This is a genomic window from Ruminococcus sp., assembly GCF_017549005.1.
Taxonomy (GTDB): Bacteria; Bacillota; Clostridia; order Oscillospirales; family Ruminococcaceae; genus Ruminococcus.
This window is the reverse complement of record NZ_JAFYYT010000055.1, coordinates 68267-81795: the sequence shown is the minus strand read 5'-3', so window position 1 is coordinate 81795 and position 13529 is coordinate 68267. Positions and strand designations below refer to the sequence as shown.

Annotated in this window: 12 protein-coding genes; all 12 read right to left on the bottom strand. The window is 48.8% G+C overall.

The genetic code is table 11. From position 1 onward, the window contains the following. Positions 1-37 precede the first annotated feature (37 nt). Positions 38-313, bottom strand: coding sequence for a zinc-ribbon domain containing protein (locus IKW96_RS13915; RefSeq protein WP_294752007.1), 276 nt, complete (start codon positions 311-313; stop codon positions 38-40). A gap of 97 nt (positions 314-410) precedes the next feature. Next, complete coding sequence (locus IKW96_RS13910; protein ID WP_296576225.1) at positions 411-980, bottom strand: sigma-70 family RNA polymerase sigma factor; 570 nt, start codon at positions 978-980, stop codon at positions 411-413. 111 nt (positions 981-1091) lie between these two features. Next, positions 1092-2546 (bottom strand): hypothetical protein, encoded by a 1455-nt coding sequence (locus IKW96_RS13905; protein WP_296576222.1) that lies wholly within the window; start codon positions 2544-2546, stop codon positions 1092-1094. Between the two features lie 388 nt (positions 2547-2934). Next, positions 2935-3555, bottom strand: a complete 621-nt coding sequence (locus tag IKW96_RS13900) for a helix-turn-helix transcriptional regulator (RefSeq protein WP_296576217.1) — start codon at positions 3553-3555, stop codon at positions 2935-2937. Between the two features lie 187 nt (positions 3556-3742). Then, positions 3743-4894: a cell division protein FtsZ gene (ftsZ, locus tag IKW96_RS13895; protein ID WP_296576214.1), complete on the bottom strand. Its 1152-nt coding sequence runs from the start codon at positions 4892-4894 to the stop codon at positions 3743-3745. A gap of 188 nt (positions 4895-5082) precedes the next feature. Further along, on the bottom strand, positions 5083-6321 hold the full coding sequence (locus IKW96_RS13890; RefSeq protein WP_296576210.1) for an FtsQ-type POTRA domain-containing protein: 1239 nt from the start codon (positions 6319-6321) through the stop codon (positions 5083-5085). A gap of 22 nt (positions 6322-6343) precedes the next feature. Next, a complete protein-coding gene (gene murA / locus IKW96_RS13885) occupies positions 6344-7603 on the bottom strand; it encodes a UDP-N-acetylglucosamine 1-carboxyvinyltransferase (RefSeq protein ID WP_296576206.1) in 1260 nt (419 codons plus the stop codon). Positions 7604-7655: 52 nt separating this feature from the next. Beyond that, positions 7656-8534, bottom strand: a complete 879-nt coding sequence (locus IKW96_RS13880) for an alpha/beta hydrolase (protein WP_296576203.1) — start codon at positions 8532-8534, stop codon at positions 7656-7658. Further along, positions 8531-9664, bottom strand: a complete 1134-nt coding sequence (gene murG / locus IKW96_RS13875) for an undecaprenyldiphospho-muramoylpentapeptide beta-N-acetylglucosaminyltransferase (protein ID WP_296576200.1) — start codon at positions 9662-9664, stop codon at positions 8531-8533. The genes IKW96_RS13880 and murG overlap by 4 nt, the downstream gene beginning before the upstream one ends. Positions 9665-9666: 2 nt before the next feature. Beyond that, the gene (locus tag IKW96_RS13870) at positions 9667-10947 is read right to left on the bottom strand and encodes an FtsW/RodA/SpoVE family cell cycle protein (RefSeq protein ID WP_296576196.1); all 1281 of its coding nucleotides are present in this window, start codon (positions 10945-10947) and stop codon (positions 9667-9669) included. Positions 10948-10979: 32 nt separating this feature from the next. Next, positions 10980-12023 carry a phospho-N-acetylmuramoyl-pentapeptide-transferase gene (gene mraY, locus IKW96_RS13865; RefSeq protein WP_296576193.1) on the bottom strand — a complete coding sequence of 348 codons (1044 nt, stop codon included), beginning with the start codon at positions 12021-12023 and terminating at the stop codon, positions 10980-10982. Positions 12024-12048: 25 nt separating this feature from the next. Continuing rightward, positions 12049-13488, bottom strand: coding sequence for a UDP-N-acetylmuramoyl-L-alanyl-D-glutamate--2,6-diaminopimelate ligase (locus IKW96_RS13860; RefSeq protein WP_296576189.1), 1440 nt, complete (start codon positions 13486-13488; stop codon positions 12049-12051). Positions 13489-13529: the final 41 nt, after the last annotated feature.

The window sequence follows — 13529 nt, the reverse complement described above, 5'->3', positions numbered from 1 at the left end:
GCACAGCCGTTTCCGACTGTGCTTTCGGTCTCATTAATTACGACTCGTTCATTTTTGCAAAGCAATCGCTGCAGTAAACTGCTCTTCCTTCCTTTGGCTCGAAAGGTACCTTTGCTTCACCGCCGCATGACGCGCAAACCGCTGTGTACATTACACGCTCAGCCTTACCTGCGTTTTTTCTTGCGTCACGACATGATTTGCATCTCTGGGGCTCGTTAACGAAACCTTTCTCTGCATAAAATTCCTGTTCGCCTGCGGAGAAAATAAACTCGTTTCCGCACTCCTTGCAAACTAATGTCTTGTCTTCGTACATAGTACTATACCTCGCTTAATTATTTTCGACCACGGTTGGATTTCCACCCACATCTTTGTAAAACAACGCTCTTCTGGCTTGAGCTACACGGTCATATTCAATTTGCGTCATGCATGAGAGCACGGATCTTCTTCCTTGCACGCTGCATGGCGTTATCAACTGATTTCTCAGTCATCCCCAGTTTTTCCGCAGCACTCTTATAGCTGTCGCCCTTTACGCAGAGCGTAAGCACGTTCAGCTCGGTAAGAGAAAGGACCGAACAGATGTCTTTCCAAAGCCCGGAAAAGAATTCCTTATAAAAATAAATACTTTCAGGAGTTTCCTCGACAGACAGTACGTCGGCAGCCTCCTCCTCGTCAACTCTCTCGGCAAAGCTGAGATCCCTGACGGACTTCTTTGACAGAGTCCTCATACGGTTGACGATACACACCTCCGCAAAGGTGGAAAACTTCACGCCCTTGTGCGGATCGTAAGCCTCAATGGCTTTCAGCAGGCTGATCATACCCTCCTGATGCAGGTCATCACTGTCGGTCTCGGAGTTTGCATAAATTTCCGATTTAATAAAAATAAGCTTTGAAAAACGTGAGATAAGCACAGCCGCAGCCGTTTTGTCCGTCTTGCCGAGAACGGCAAGCTCTTCATCCGTTTTACTGTTAAGTTCATTCAAATTGAAATCCAAATCAAGCAAGATATCCACCCAACAATCTGCATATCCGATAATTTTGGTTTATTACCCGTCCCCCCGGTCAGACCGAGGGGAAACGGATAAGTATTTCTATTAGTTTTCGCCGTCCTTGGCAGCTTCTTCCTCAGCAGCCTTGAGGAGCTCAGCCATATCAAAATTGAAGCTTGCGCTCTTGTTTGCAGCCTGTGCAGGCTTGTTCTGCTGATTCTGTGCATTTGCCTGGTTATTAGGCTGTGCAGGCTTATTATTCAAGCTGTTGTTCTTGTTCAAGTCTGCGTTATTGTCGCTCTTCGCCTCATTAATCTTTGCCGAGGGAAGTTCGGAAATATCTCCCTTAGGAGCCTTTGAAGGCTTGAATTCAGCTCTCGGAGGATCTGTTCTCTTTACAACGCCCTCGTTCTTCTGAGTATCAACCGCTTTGCGAGCCTCGCTGATGATATTCTGTGCGTCGTTCATTCTGCCCGAGCACTGACCTGTAAGGTTATTGAGTACAGAAGCGATATCTGTGAACTTGCTGTTGATGCTCTCGATCTCTGTGAGGAGCATTTCGCGAACAGTCTTGGACATCGCATTTACCTTGTCAGCGTGCGCATTTGCCTCGTTAACTGTATTGCGAGCCTGCTCGTTAGCTTCCTTGATGCAGGCCTCAGCTGCAACGTTTGCGTTTGCAACTGCCTTCTCAGCTTCGATATTAGCGTCCTTGATGACCTGAGCAGCCTTGTCGTTAGCTTCCTTGGTAACTGCCTCAGCGTCCTTCTTAGCCTTGTTCTGGATCTGAGTTACGTTCTTCTGAGCCTCAGTGAAGAGAGCGCCCATATCGAAGGAAGGAGTAGCGTTCTCCTTGAGGTCAACGATCTCGTCGTTGAGCTTGGAGATCTCAGCTTCCTTGTCTGCAGCTTCCTTGGTCTTAGCCTCAAGCTTGCTTGTGAGGTCAGCGATCTCCTTGGTCTTTGCCGTGAGCTCGTCTGAGATCTTTGCGATCTCCTGCTTAGCTCTTGCAAGCTCTGCGTCAGCAGCTCCGCCGGCAGGTGCAGCACCTGCGGAAGCAGCCTTCTGCTCGGCAGCCTTGAGTCTGTTCCTGAGATCCTCGATCTCCTTCTTTGCAGCTTCAAGAGCGGCAGTTGTCTGTGCGTTGGCCTGCGGATTAGCAGCACCTGCAGCAGCTTTCTGCTCTGCGATCCTGAGCTTTTCCTTGAGTGTATCTATTTCCTTCTTTGCAGCTTCCAGTGCAGCGGCAGCCTGCTGACCGCCTCCCTGCGCCTTGAGCTGGTTTATTGTATTCTGAAGGTCTTCGTTTTCCTTTTTGGCAGCTCTGAGAGCATTATTGGAGGTATTGAGTTTCTCCTGGAGGTTTTCGATCTGGGACTTATACTTATTTATTTCCTCAGGATCGGCCTGTCCCCCTTTTTCCTTCAAAGCCTTGTTGTCTTCTTCAAGGGCAACTATCTTGGAATTGAGCTCATCAAGGTAAGTAATAACGTCCTCTTTGATGAATCCCTTCTGACCGATCTTGGTCTCTCTTAATACGGTTGGTGTTGGTTCGCTCATGGTACTCTCCGTTCCCCTCGGTCAGACCGAGGTAAAAAATTAAGGAATAAGAACCCATATTCGAGCGCTATGAAGGCGGGATTAGTGATATTGCATATAAAAAAGCCTTCACAGTCCATGAATACAGGTTCTGATGATTTTGCCTTATGTAAATTATAACATATTTATTATATTATTTCAACTATTGAAATGTAGAAAATTTGAATTGATTTTAGTGCAATTTACTATAAAAATACAGTAAAAACTGCTCGTTCGGGATTTCAGTGTCAACATCTTTACTTTTTAGAGTTATAAAAATATATTTAGTTACAGTTTGGAAATACAAAAGCTATACAAAATGTGCTTTTGCAGACATCAAGGATAAAGCCGAAGGGCACTCTCTCCTTCATTATAAAAAATACCCGCGGCTCTCCAGAGACAAAATGAAAAATACGACAACCTCAATTGCCAGGCCTATACCCAAAATCAAAACCAAAGTCAAAATACGTTCCTTTTTTAAGCCCTTCCGCTTTTCAAGCTCCTTTGTCTTTTCGATGTCATCAAGAGTTTCACCGTTCATGAACGCGATGACCTCGCGGTATGTCTGAACATCGTGCTCTGCCTGCATCTGTCCCATTTTGCGAAATGATATAAAAGTTACCGTCAGAAATGCTCCGGTAAGCATCGCAAATAACAATTTTAACACCTCGACTTCCACCACACTGCCAAGAACAGCCGAAGCCAGACCTGCAAGGAATTCTGTACCTGTAAGATTATAAAGCTTTTTCATTTCTTTTCCGTCATTCTTTGTAACAGTCTCTTTCATAGTTTCAACATCTCCTTTGATAAGCTCGTCAAGAGAAACGCCGAACACATCGCTGAGGATAAGCAGACTGTGGACATCGGGATAGCTTTTCTCGGTCTCCCAGTTTGATATGGTCTGGCGGCTGACATACGCGCGTTCTGCCAGTGCCTCCTGCGACCAGCCTTTTTCAGTTCTCAGTTCCTTTATCCTGCTGCTAAGCTCCATACGTTCCACTCCTTTCCGCAAGGGGCTCTCCCTTGTCTGAACTCATCATAGCAGACGGTCTGCATTTTTGCAACCAAACATCTTTTGCAGACGCCGTAAAAACGCTGTCAAAACCTTTTGACAGCCCTGTTTCAAGCCGATTTCCGCATAAAACAAAAGCGGTCCATTCGGACCGCTTATATAAGTCTTAGTTGCCGAGCATCTTGAAGATGTCGTCAAGGTCATAATCCTGATTTGCTGTCGAGGCAGGTCTCGGAGCACTGCTCGGAGCACCGAAGCCAAGTCCGTCAATAAGAGGATTGTCTATCGGGATAATGTCCTCCTCGTGGCTCTCAGCTGCGGAATCAGCAGCTGCTACAGCAGCGTCGTTTGCAGAATCCATATCGTCGAAGCCTGCAGCGATAACTGTGATAGTCATCTCGTCCTGCATATCTTCCTTGAATGCTGTACCGAAGATGAACTCAACTCCGTCAGCAGCTGTATCTGTGATCATCTTTGTAGCTGCGTCAACATCGGATGAAAGTATATCCTCGGACATTGCGATATTGATAAGGAGTCTCTTAGCGCCTGAGATAGATGTCTCAAGAAGCGGGCTGGAGATAACGGCATTTGCAGCGTCTCTTGCCTTGTCCTTACCTGTACCGTGACCGATAGCCATGTGAGCATAGCCTGCGTTTCTCATGATAGTGGAAACATCGGCGAAGTCAAGGTTGATATAACCCTCTTCAACGATGAGGTCCGAAATGCTCTTTACACCTGTCTTGAGCACGTCGTCTGACAGTGCAAAGGACTGGAGCATTGTAAGGGGCTTGTCAAGTCCAACAAGAAGTCTTTCATTAGGGATAACGATAAGGGAGTCAACATACTTTCTGAGCTCTGCGATACCTCTCTCAGCCTGAGCCATTTTCTGCTCTCTCTCGAAGAGGAAGGGCTTTGTAACGACTGCAACTGTAAGGATATCCATTTCCTTGGCGATCTTTGCAACTACAGGAGCAGCTCCCGTACCTGTACCGCCGCCCATACCGGCAGTGATGAAGATCATGTCAGCACCCTTGAGGTGTGTCTCGATCTCGTCACGGTTCTCCTCGGCACTGCGCTGACCGATCTCAGGCTTGTTTCCTGCGCCTCTGCCCTTTGTGAGCTTTGCACCGATCGGTATCCTTGTGGTAGCCTTGGACTTGTTGAGTGCCTTGGCGTCTGTGTTGATAGCAATATATTCTATATTATTGACACCCGAATCTACCATACAGTTTACGGCGTTTCCACCACCGCCGCCAACTCCGATGACCTTAATGTTAACATCGGGTTCGAGTGTTTCCTCATAATTGAAATCTGACATTTGAACTCCTCCTACTATTTATATTATCCTTTAAATCATCTAATTTATATATCAGTCTATAAATACACTTTATATTTTAGCATAATGCAGCATTTTTTTCAAGTCCTAATTAAACATTTTTTATTTTCAGCGATTTTCACAAGAACGAGCAGTATAAATACAGCGTTTTGTACATGGGATATTTTTTATCACCACTGTTCCGCCTGTGTTACGCTGCCGCTGTCATATCCGCTATATGCCGAGGTTTCGGCTGTGTATCCGCTGTCGTCGCCGCCGCTCCACTGGCTGCCGCCGTCGTAGCCGCCTGCACTGTTGTCCGACCACTGAGTAGTCGGAGTTTCGGACCATTGTGACGAGCTGTTGTCAGCCCACTGATTTCCGCTATAATCCGTCCATTGCTGGCTATTGTCCGCTGACCACTGGCTGCCGCTGTTGTCGGACCAATCCGAACCGCTGTCTGACCACTGATCTTCGCCGTAGCCTGCGTAATTCTGGGCAGTTGTCTGCTGTTCAGTGCCGCGGTTCCTGTTTCTCTTCTCAAATTCAGCCTCCTGAGCAGGATCGCGCTCGCCCTTGATAGGATTGCCGTATTCGTCGGTGATTGGCTCTGTAACTGCTTCGGGACTTCCCGGTACGGCAACAGGTCCGTCACTGGGTCTGAAGCTGCACTGATTGGTGCCGATCATGGTGAGATAGCCCTTTTTGCCCTTGACATCTTCGGTATTCATGATATTTTCCGCAAGGGTGAGCTTATACTCAACGTCGTTCCAGTTGCCCATTTTAAAGATCATTTCGTTCTTGTATTTCACCATTATATTGTGCTCGTCGCTCATATCGACTGTCATTATCTTGCCGTCGCCCATTTTTATGATACTTGAGATAAGAGCCTCAAACGCCTCGTTTTTGTGCTTGTTTTCCGAAGCTGTCATTTTACCCGGAGTCTTGTCGGCAGGATCCAGTCCGTAGATAATGGGAAGATCCGGGGTTATAAAACCGTTATCCGCCAGTATCTTGCCTTTTTTGCTGACAAGAAGCGTTCCGTTGCCGTAATTAACGTTGAATGCAGGGATACAGCGTGTTACCGTTATTTCCAGCGATGACGGGAACTTCCTGTCCACATCGGCTGTCTCCACGTACAAAAGCTTGTCAAGTATGCGCTGAGCGCTCTTTTTGCAGTCAAGCCGCAGAAGGTTATCCCCCTCCTTTATTCCGGAAGCATCAACTATCTCCTCCGCAGTGTACATATCCGACTGTCCTGCCACACGTATCTCGCTTATATTGAACAAAAAGGTGTAACTGATCGTTATTCCTGCGGTCAGTGCAAGCAGTATGACCACAAGTACATAGACATTCGTCCACCTCTGGCGTCTTCTTATGCGCTTTCGGCTGTTCTGCCTTTCAACACTGGTCTTTTCAACGTCTTTCATACTTTCTCCATATCTTTCCGCCTCAGCTCCGGCGTATATCTCCGCCCAGAAGACTAACGGCTTCTTCCATATTTTCATAGCCTCTGTCAATATGACATATCTTTGTTATCTCGGAGCTGCCCTCTGCACAGAGAGCCGCGATAACCATGGCTGCTCCGCCGCGGAGGTCGGTGGCTTCGACCTTTGCTCCGTGGAGCTTCTCAACTCCCTTGACCACAGCGACCTTGCCGAGCACCTGTATATCGGCTCCCATTTTTATGAGTGCCTCCGTATGCCTGTAGCGGCAGTCGAAAATGTTCTCCTCGAACACGCTTGTTCCGTCTGCGGCTGAAAGCGCCGCCATAAGCACAGCCTGAGCGTCCGTGGGGAAACCCGGGTGGGGCATTGTCCTTATCCTGTCCCGTATTGCCCTCAGTCTCGAACCGCTGCGAAGATATATCTTTTTTTCAGATGTATAAATACTGCATCCCGTCTGCTCGAGTACCGATAAGAACGGCTCTGTCTCAGGGATACAGGCATTTGTAAGTATCAGCTCGCCCTTTGTTGCAGCTGCCATGGAAAGGTAGGTAGCCGCCACTATCCTGTCGGGCATTATTGTATATTCACAGCCGTGAAGCTGTTGTTTTCCTCTGATAATGATGCGGCTCTCGCCGTCGCCACTTATGTCAGCTCCGCAGCTTCTCAGAAAAGCGCAGAGATCACGTATCTCGGGCTCGCGCGCCGCATTGTTTATGACCGTTTCGCCCTCTGCCGTAACAGCGCAGAGAATGACATTCTCGGTAGCTCCCACAGACGGGAAGGCAAGGTTTATCTTTGCGCCCTTTGCTCTTCCCGAAGCAGCTTTACAAACTATACTTCCGCCGTTGTCGCGGATATCCACTCCCATTTTTCTGAGAGCTGCAAGGTGCATATCTATAGGACGGGGGCCCAACTCACAGCCTCCGGGGACGCTTACTGTACACTCCCCTGTCCTGCCGAGCATGGCTCCCATGAAGATTATGGACGAGCGCATTTCGCGCATGAGCTCCTCGCATACAGTCGTTTCCGCCACTACGGAGGAGTCTATCGACGCGGTGTTCTCAGAAAAGCTGCACCTGCAGCCAACGCAGTTGAGTATCCTTGAAGCCGCGTAAACATCGGTCAGCCCCGGACAGCTGTGCAGCGTACACTCGCCGCAGCACAGCAGCGACGCAGCCATTATAGGAAGGGAACTGTTTTTGCTCCCCTGCAAGGCAAGCTCGCCTCTCAGCCGCCTGCCGCCGTTTATTATGAATTTCTGCATTATACCACCCCACAGCATTTTTATGTATTGTATGCTGTAAGCGGTATTGCTGTTACTCCTGTGATATATTATGTCTTGTCAGGAAGCTGTCAAACGTTCCCGACATCTCGTCGGGAATAACGGCGTACATCATGTGTCCTTTGTCGGACAGATGAACTTCTCCGCCGCACCTTCCTGCATAATCAACGCCCGCCTGACGCCATGAGACCTTTTTCGCGGGAGTTTTCATGTCGCTGATGAAAAAGCAGCAGGGACATTTCAGGAGTCCCGTGCTCTGCGCCTTACGCGCATTTTCCGTCATAAGCAGACCTTCGTCCGTAAATTCGCCGTGTGCGATGTTTTTATAGAATAATTCGCGGTATATCTTCTTCTCGTCATCGGTAAGCACGCTGCCGCTGAGAAGTCCCGATACATTTTCAAGCCTGTTTTTCAGCAGCCTGGTAATGAATCCGCCCTTTGCCACCTTTTCCATGAGCCCGGCCTGCTTTTTCACCATGCCGCGGCGCTTTTCCTCACCGATTTCCTCAGCCTGCGATACTGCCATATCGGGTACGCCCATATCCATGCTGAGAACGGCTTTTACCTCGTCGGGATATGTATTCGCCCAGTATACAGCCTCAAATCCCGAATAGGAATGAGCAGCGAGCACGTAGGGAGGTTCGATCCCTGCCATGCGAAGGGCTTCTCTGTCCTCGGAAACGAGATTTTCAACAGTACGCGGAGTTGTCGCGCTGCCGCTGAAGCCGTAGCCTGCCTTTTCGATCACCGCGATACGGTATTTCACGGACATTCTCCTGTAAACAGGCTTGTATTCAAGCACGGGACAGGTCACGCCGTTGCCTGCCATAAATACTATGGTAATAGCGCCGTTTCCCTCTGTATAGACATTGAGCTCTGTACCGTTTACCGGAACTGTATTTTTAATGTTCATTTTTCCGCCTTTGCAATGAGCTTGTCGATGACCTCGAGTATGCGGTCGTTTGTGTCCGAAAGGTGGAGCTTAGCAGCGCTTCCGGACATTGTCTTTACCCTTGCCGGATCACCGTAGAGCTTCTCGATCTCGGCTATCATGCGTTCGTTGGTAACGTCCTTCTGCTCGATAACAACTGCCGCTCCTGCATTGCCGAGCACCATTGCATTGTGATACTGGTGGTTCCCCGCAACTATAGGCGACGGGATAAGTATGGAAGCCTTTCCAGCCGCTTCAAGCTCGGCAAGGGTGGAGGCTCCCGAACGGCAGATAACAAGGTCTGCCGCCGCAAGACATACGTCCATATCGTTTATATACTCGGTTATCCTCAGTCTTTCGGACTTGAGCGGTATACCTGCGGCTTTCATAGCCTGGGGGAAGGTCTCCTTTCCCATGCCGCCGTAGCCGTGGATATGGTTTATTGCAAGTCCTTTTCCTGTGTGCCACTTTATGACCTCTGTCATTGTGTCGTTTATACAGCCTGCGCCGAGACTTCCGCCGAATGAAAGTATTGTGAAGCTGTCGTCGAAGCCCAGCTTCTTACGTGCTTCCTCACGGCTCATGGTATTGATATTGCTCCTTACGGGAAGTCCTGTAACGCTGTACTCGAACTTGCTCTTGTCCATGAAGTCAAGGGCTTCCTTGACAGTGAGCATGACATAGTCAACTTCCTTTGAGAGAAGCTTGTTCGTAACACCCGGATAAGCGTTCTGTTCGTGGATAGCCGTGGGGATACCCATTCTTGCAGCCTTGCGTATTACAGGTCCTGCCGCATAGCCGCCTGTTCCTATGGCGATATCGGGCTTAAATTCCCCGATTATCTGCTTCGCTCTCCTGCCCGATGTGACAAGATAGGCAAGAGCCTTTGCATTTCTGCCGATATTCTCAAGGGATATCTTTCGCTGAAAGCCTGCGACCTTGATAGTCTCCAGTTTATAGCCTGCCTTTGGGACAAGCTTTGACTCCATTCCCCTGGGAGTCCCTGCAAAAAGGAACTCGGCGTCGGGGTACTTCTTTTTTATGATATCCGCAATGGCGAGACCCGGGTTGATATGTCCGCCCGTTCCGCCGCACGCGATAAGCACTTTCATACTCATGCTCCTTTTGGCTCAGCCTTTTTCACGCTGCGCCCCGTTCTCTTTTTCCCGACCGCCTTCGCCTTTTCGTCGGGATAGTATCTCTGCTGGGATATATTCAGCATTATTCCCATTTCCGCAAGCTGCATTATAAGCGCCGTTCCACCGTAGCTGAAAAACGGCAGGCTGATACCTGTATTCGGTACGAGATTGCTTACAACGGCAAGGTTCAGCACCGTCTGTATGCCTATCTGAGTGGTTATGCCTACTGCTATGAGCATACCGAAGCGGTCCTTGCAGCGGACAGCTATGGAATAGCCCTCAACTACGAGGAGGAAGAATACGATTATTATGGCAAGAGCTCCTGCAAAGCCGAGCTCCTCGCATACTATGGGGAATACGAAGTCGTTCTTCGTTTCCGGAAGATAGAGGTACTTCTGACGGGAGTTTCCGAGACCGAGTCCGAAAAGTCCGCCCGAACCGATAGCGATGAGGGAGTTTCCCGTCTGCCATGAATCGCCAAGCTTATCCTCAAATGGCATTTTCCATGCATGGATACGCTTGCTTACATAGCTTCCCGGGATCTGCGCCTGCCATGAGATGTACGCTATGGCGATACCGATAGCCGCTGCACCGAGACCGAGGAAATGCTTCTTGTTGACGCCTCCGCACAGTATCATAGCAACTGCTATAGTTCCCAGGAGTATACAGCCCGAAATATGCTTCTCAAGGACGATAAGTCCGAGATATACGCCGAGGATAAGGGCATATTTAACTATTCCCGTCCTGAATGTGTTCATTTTCTTGCCGTCGCGCTCCATGCTGTAGGCAAAGAAAATTATCAGTGCAAGCTTAGCCACCTCTGATGGCTGTAAATTGAGAGGTCCGATATCTATCCATCTTCTCGCGCCCATCGAGCCGCCCTCGTCGTTACCGATGAGAAGTACAGCAACGAGCAGAACTATTCCGCCGAAATACAGGAAGCTTGCTATATTCAGCTTCTTGAGTATGGGCAGCTTTATGTTCTTGAAGTTGTGATAGTCCATCTTCATAAAAAAAATCATGGCGATAAAGCCGATAACAGCGTGTTTCGCCTGATTTTTCGCATAATAAAGACCGTCGCCGCCGTGCTCGCTGTACGCCCACGCATAGCTTGCGGAGGACATCATTACGATGCCCACTACAAGCAGTATCATAACATAAGCAAAGAACGAAAGACTGAGGTCTCCCCGCCTGCCGCCCGAAAAGGGATTCGGTATTGCAAGCCGCTTTTTTGTATTTTTTTTGCTTGAAGCCATTTTTTCTCCTTATGGTCCGTGGATTTGCCGTATCAGAATGCCAGCAGTGTAATTATTCCCAAAACTCCGAAAATAATGCCGACCAGCGAAAATGTTATCACTATCTTGTACTCGCTGAAGCCGCTCATCTCAAAGTGGTGGTGTATAGGAGTCATCTTGAATATACGTCTGCCCTCGCCGTACTTCTTCTTGGTGTGCTTGAAGTAGAGCACCTGTATCATTACGGAAAGAGCTTCGAGGATATAGACCATTGCTACAAGGATAAGGAGCAGATGCTTGTGGAGAACAAGTCCTATGCCCGTTACGGCTGCGCCGAGGAACATGGAGCCCGTATCGCCCATGAAGCACTTTGCAGGGTTGAGGTTCCAGAGGAGGAATCCGAGACAGCCGCCTGCAAGAGCCATTGTAAGGCAGGTCATCTCGTACTCGCCCACGATCGAGCTCGCCACCGTGAATGTGAGCATTGCCACAAATGTTACCGAGCCGCACAGGCCGTCAACTCCGTCTGTGAGATTTACCGCATTTGTGAGGTAAATTATCAGGGCCATCATTAATATATAATAGAAAATGCCAAGGGACGGGCTGGTCCAGAAGCCTAAGTCTATCTTTGTGGACTTGTCGCCGAAGCTCCTTATCGCAAAGAGGAAGCCCACTGAGAACAGAAGCTGCAGTGCTATCTTCTGCCAAGGGCTGAGTCCGTCATTCTTCTTTCTTGCTATCTTTGTAAAGTCGTCGATAAAGCCGATGATACCGAATGAAGCGGCATAGATTATACAGCTCAGCATACGGTAGAACGCATTGAAGCTCTCCTTATTGGTTGTATCGACGCCTATTTTGAGCCTGAACAGCCAGTAGCCCGCTATAGCCGATATGATAGTCGAGATTATGAACATGAAACCGCCCATTGTGGGAGTTCCCTGTTTCTTAGCGTGCCATTTGGGGCCGTCCTCAGTCTTGATAGGCTGACCGAACTTTATCCTGTGGAGGAAGGGCACAAGGAATATGCCCGAAACTCCTGCTATCACAAAGGATAAAAGTACCGTTACAATATTGATTATCCAGAAAGATATTGACATTTTTTTCTAACAACTCCAGTTTTTCTTATTGATCAAGCAGTTTCAGTCCGTCTGCAACGACCTCCCGCTCGTCGAAATGGATATGCTCCATGCCTGCAAGGATCTGATAATCCTCATGACCCTTGCCCGCAAGTACTATTATATCACCTTTCTCAGCAATTTTCAAGGCATGATATATAGCTTCTCTTCTGTCCACAACAACGTCGTAGTTCACGGACATTCCGTCAAGTCCTGCCAGAATATCGTCAATAATGGCTTCGGGCTTTTCATTTCGCGGATTATCCGAGGTAACTATGAGCTTGTCGGCGTATTTCGCAGCAGCCCTTGCCATTTTCGGGCGCTTTGCCGAGTCGCGGTTTCCGCCGCAGCCGAAAAGGCAGATAAGGTCGTTTTCAGTGTACTCCTTTACGCTCCTGAGTATGTTCTCAACGGCGTCGGGAGTGTGGGCGTAGTCGCATATTACTGTAAAATCACGGCCTGTGGGGATTATCTCACAGCGTCCCTTAACTCCGTTGTAACCCTCTATGGCAGGTATGATGCTCTCGATAGTGAGCCCCTCTTCAAGGCAGGCGGCTATAGCCGCTGTGATATTGGAAACATTGAAAAGTCCCGGCATTCTCGTCTTTATAAGGTGAGACTTGCCGTCGCGGCAGAACCAGAAACTCGAGCCTGTGGACTTTATCTTTATGCCGTCTGCATAGATATCCGCATTCTCCTTTACGCTGAAGCCGTATCGCTTACAGCTGACCTCGCCGAAGAGGCGCTTTCCGTAATCGTCGTCGATATTTATCACGGCACAGTCGCAGATGTCAAACAGCATTCTCTTTGCCTGATAATAGTCCTCCATGTCCTTGTGGTAATCAAGGTGATCCTGTGTGAGGTTGGTAAATACCGCCACATCAAAATATGAGGAGCCTATCCTGTACTGGCACAGACCGAAGGAGGAGACCTCCATGACAACGTACTCGCAGCCTGCCTCTGCCATTTTCGCCAGCAGAGCCATGAAATCGTATGCCATAGGCGTTGTATTGTCAGTGTGGAGCACCTCGTCGCCGATCTCGTTCTGTATAGTTCCCACAAGTCCTGTTTTGTGACCGTTTTTCATGAGGATATGCTTGATGACGTTGGTGATGGTGGTCTTGCCGTTGGTGCCTGTTACGCCTATCATCTTCATTTTTCTCTCGGGATGTCCGAACCATGCGGAGCATATCTGCCCGTAGAGTTTTCTCGAATTATCGGTAAGTATCTGCCTGTCGCCAAGCCCGAGATCACGCTCGCAGACTACTGCAGCAGCTCCCTTTTCAAGCATTTCCGCAGCCGCCGTATGTCCGTCAAAGCTTCCGCCCTTTACGCAGACAAAGAGGCTTCCCTCAGTCACCTTGCGCGTATCATCTGTCACAGAGCTTATCTCGGTATCGCCGATAGCCGTAACAGCGTTATTTTCGATAAGATCACTTAATTTCATTTTGTCTGCCTCCTGTCTTTCTGTTTCTCTTTCTTTATAGT

Bases quoted from the DNA above. Each gene is read 5' to 3' on its own strand.
- IKW96_RS13915 (WP_294752007.1), bottom strand. From the start codon at position 313: ATGTACGAAGACAAGACATTAGTTTGCAAGGAGTGCGGAAACGAGTTT.
- IKW96_RS13905 (WP_296576222.1), bottom strand. From the start codon at position 2,546: ATGAGCGAACCAACACCAACCGTATTAAGAGAGACCAAGATCGGTCAG.
- IKW96_RS13900 (WP_296576217.1), bottom strand. From the start codon at position 3,555: ATGGAGCTTAGCAGCAGGATAAAGGAACTGAGAACTGAAAAAGGCTGG.
- ftsZ (WP_296576214.1), bottom strand. From the start codon at position 4,894: ATGTCAGATTTCAATTATGAGGAAACACTCGAACCCGATGTTAACATT.
- IKW96_RS13890 (WP_296576210.1), bottom strand. From the start codon at position 6,321: ATGAAAGACGTTGAAAAGACCAGTGTTGAAAGGCAGAACAGCCGAAAG.
- murA (WP_296576206.1), bottom strand. From the start codon at position 7,603: ATGCAGAAATTCATAATAAACGGCGGCAGGCGGCTGAGAGGCGAGCTT.
- IKW96_RS13880 (WP_296576203.1), bottom strand. From the start codon at position 8,534: ATGAACATTAAAAATACAGTTCCGGTAAACGGTACAGAGCTCAATGTC.
- murG (WP_296576200.1), bottom strand. From the start codon at position 9,664: ATGAAAGTGCTTATCGCGTGCGGCGGAACGGGCGGACATATCAACCCG.
- IKW96_RS13870 (WP_296576196.1), bottom strand. From the start codon at position 10,947: ATGGCTTCAAGCAAAAAAAATACAAAAAAGCGGCTTGCAATACCGAAT.
- mraY (WP_296576193.1), bottom strand. From the start codon at position 12,023: ATGTCAATATCTTTCTGGATAATCAATATTGTAACGGTACTTTTATCC.
- IKW96_RS13860 (WP_296576189.1), bottom strand. From the start codon at position 13,488: ATGAAATTAAGTGATCTTATCGAAAATAACGCTGTTACGGCTATCGGC.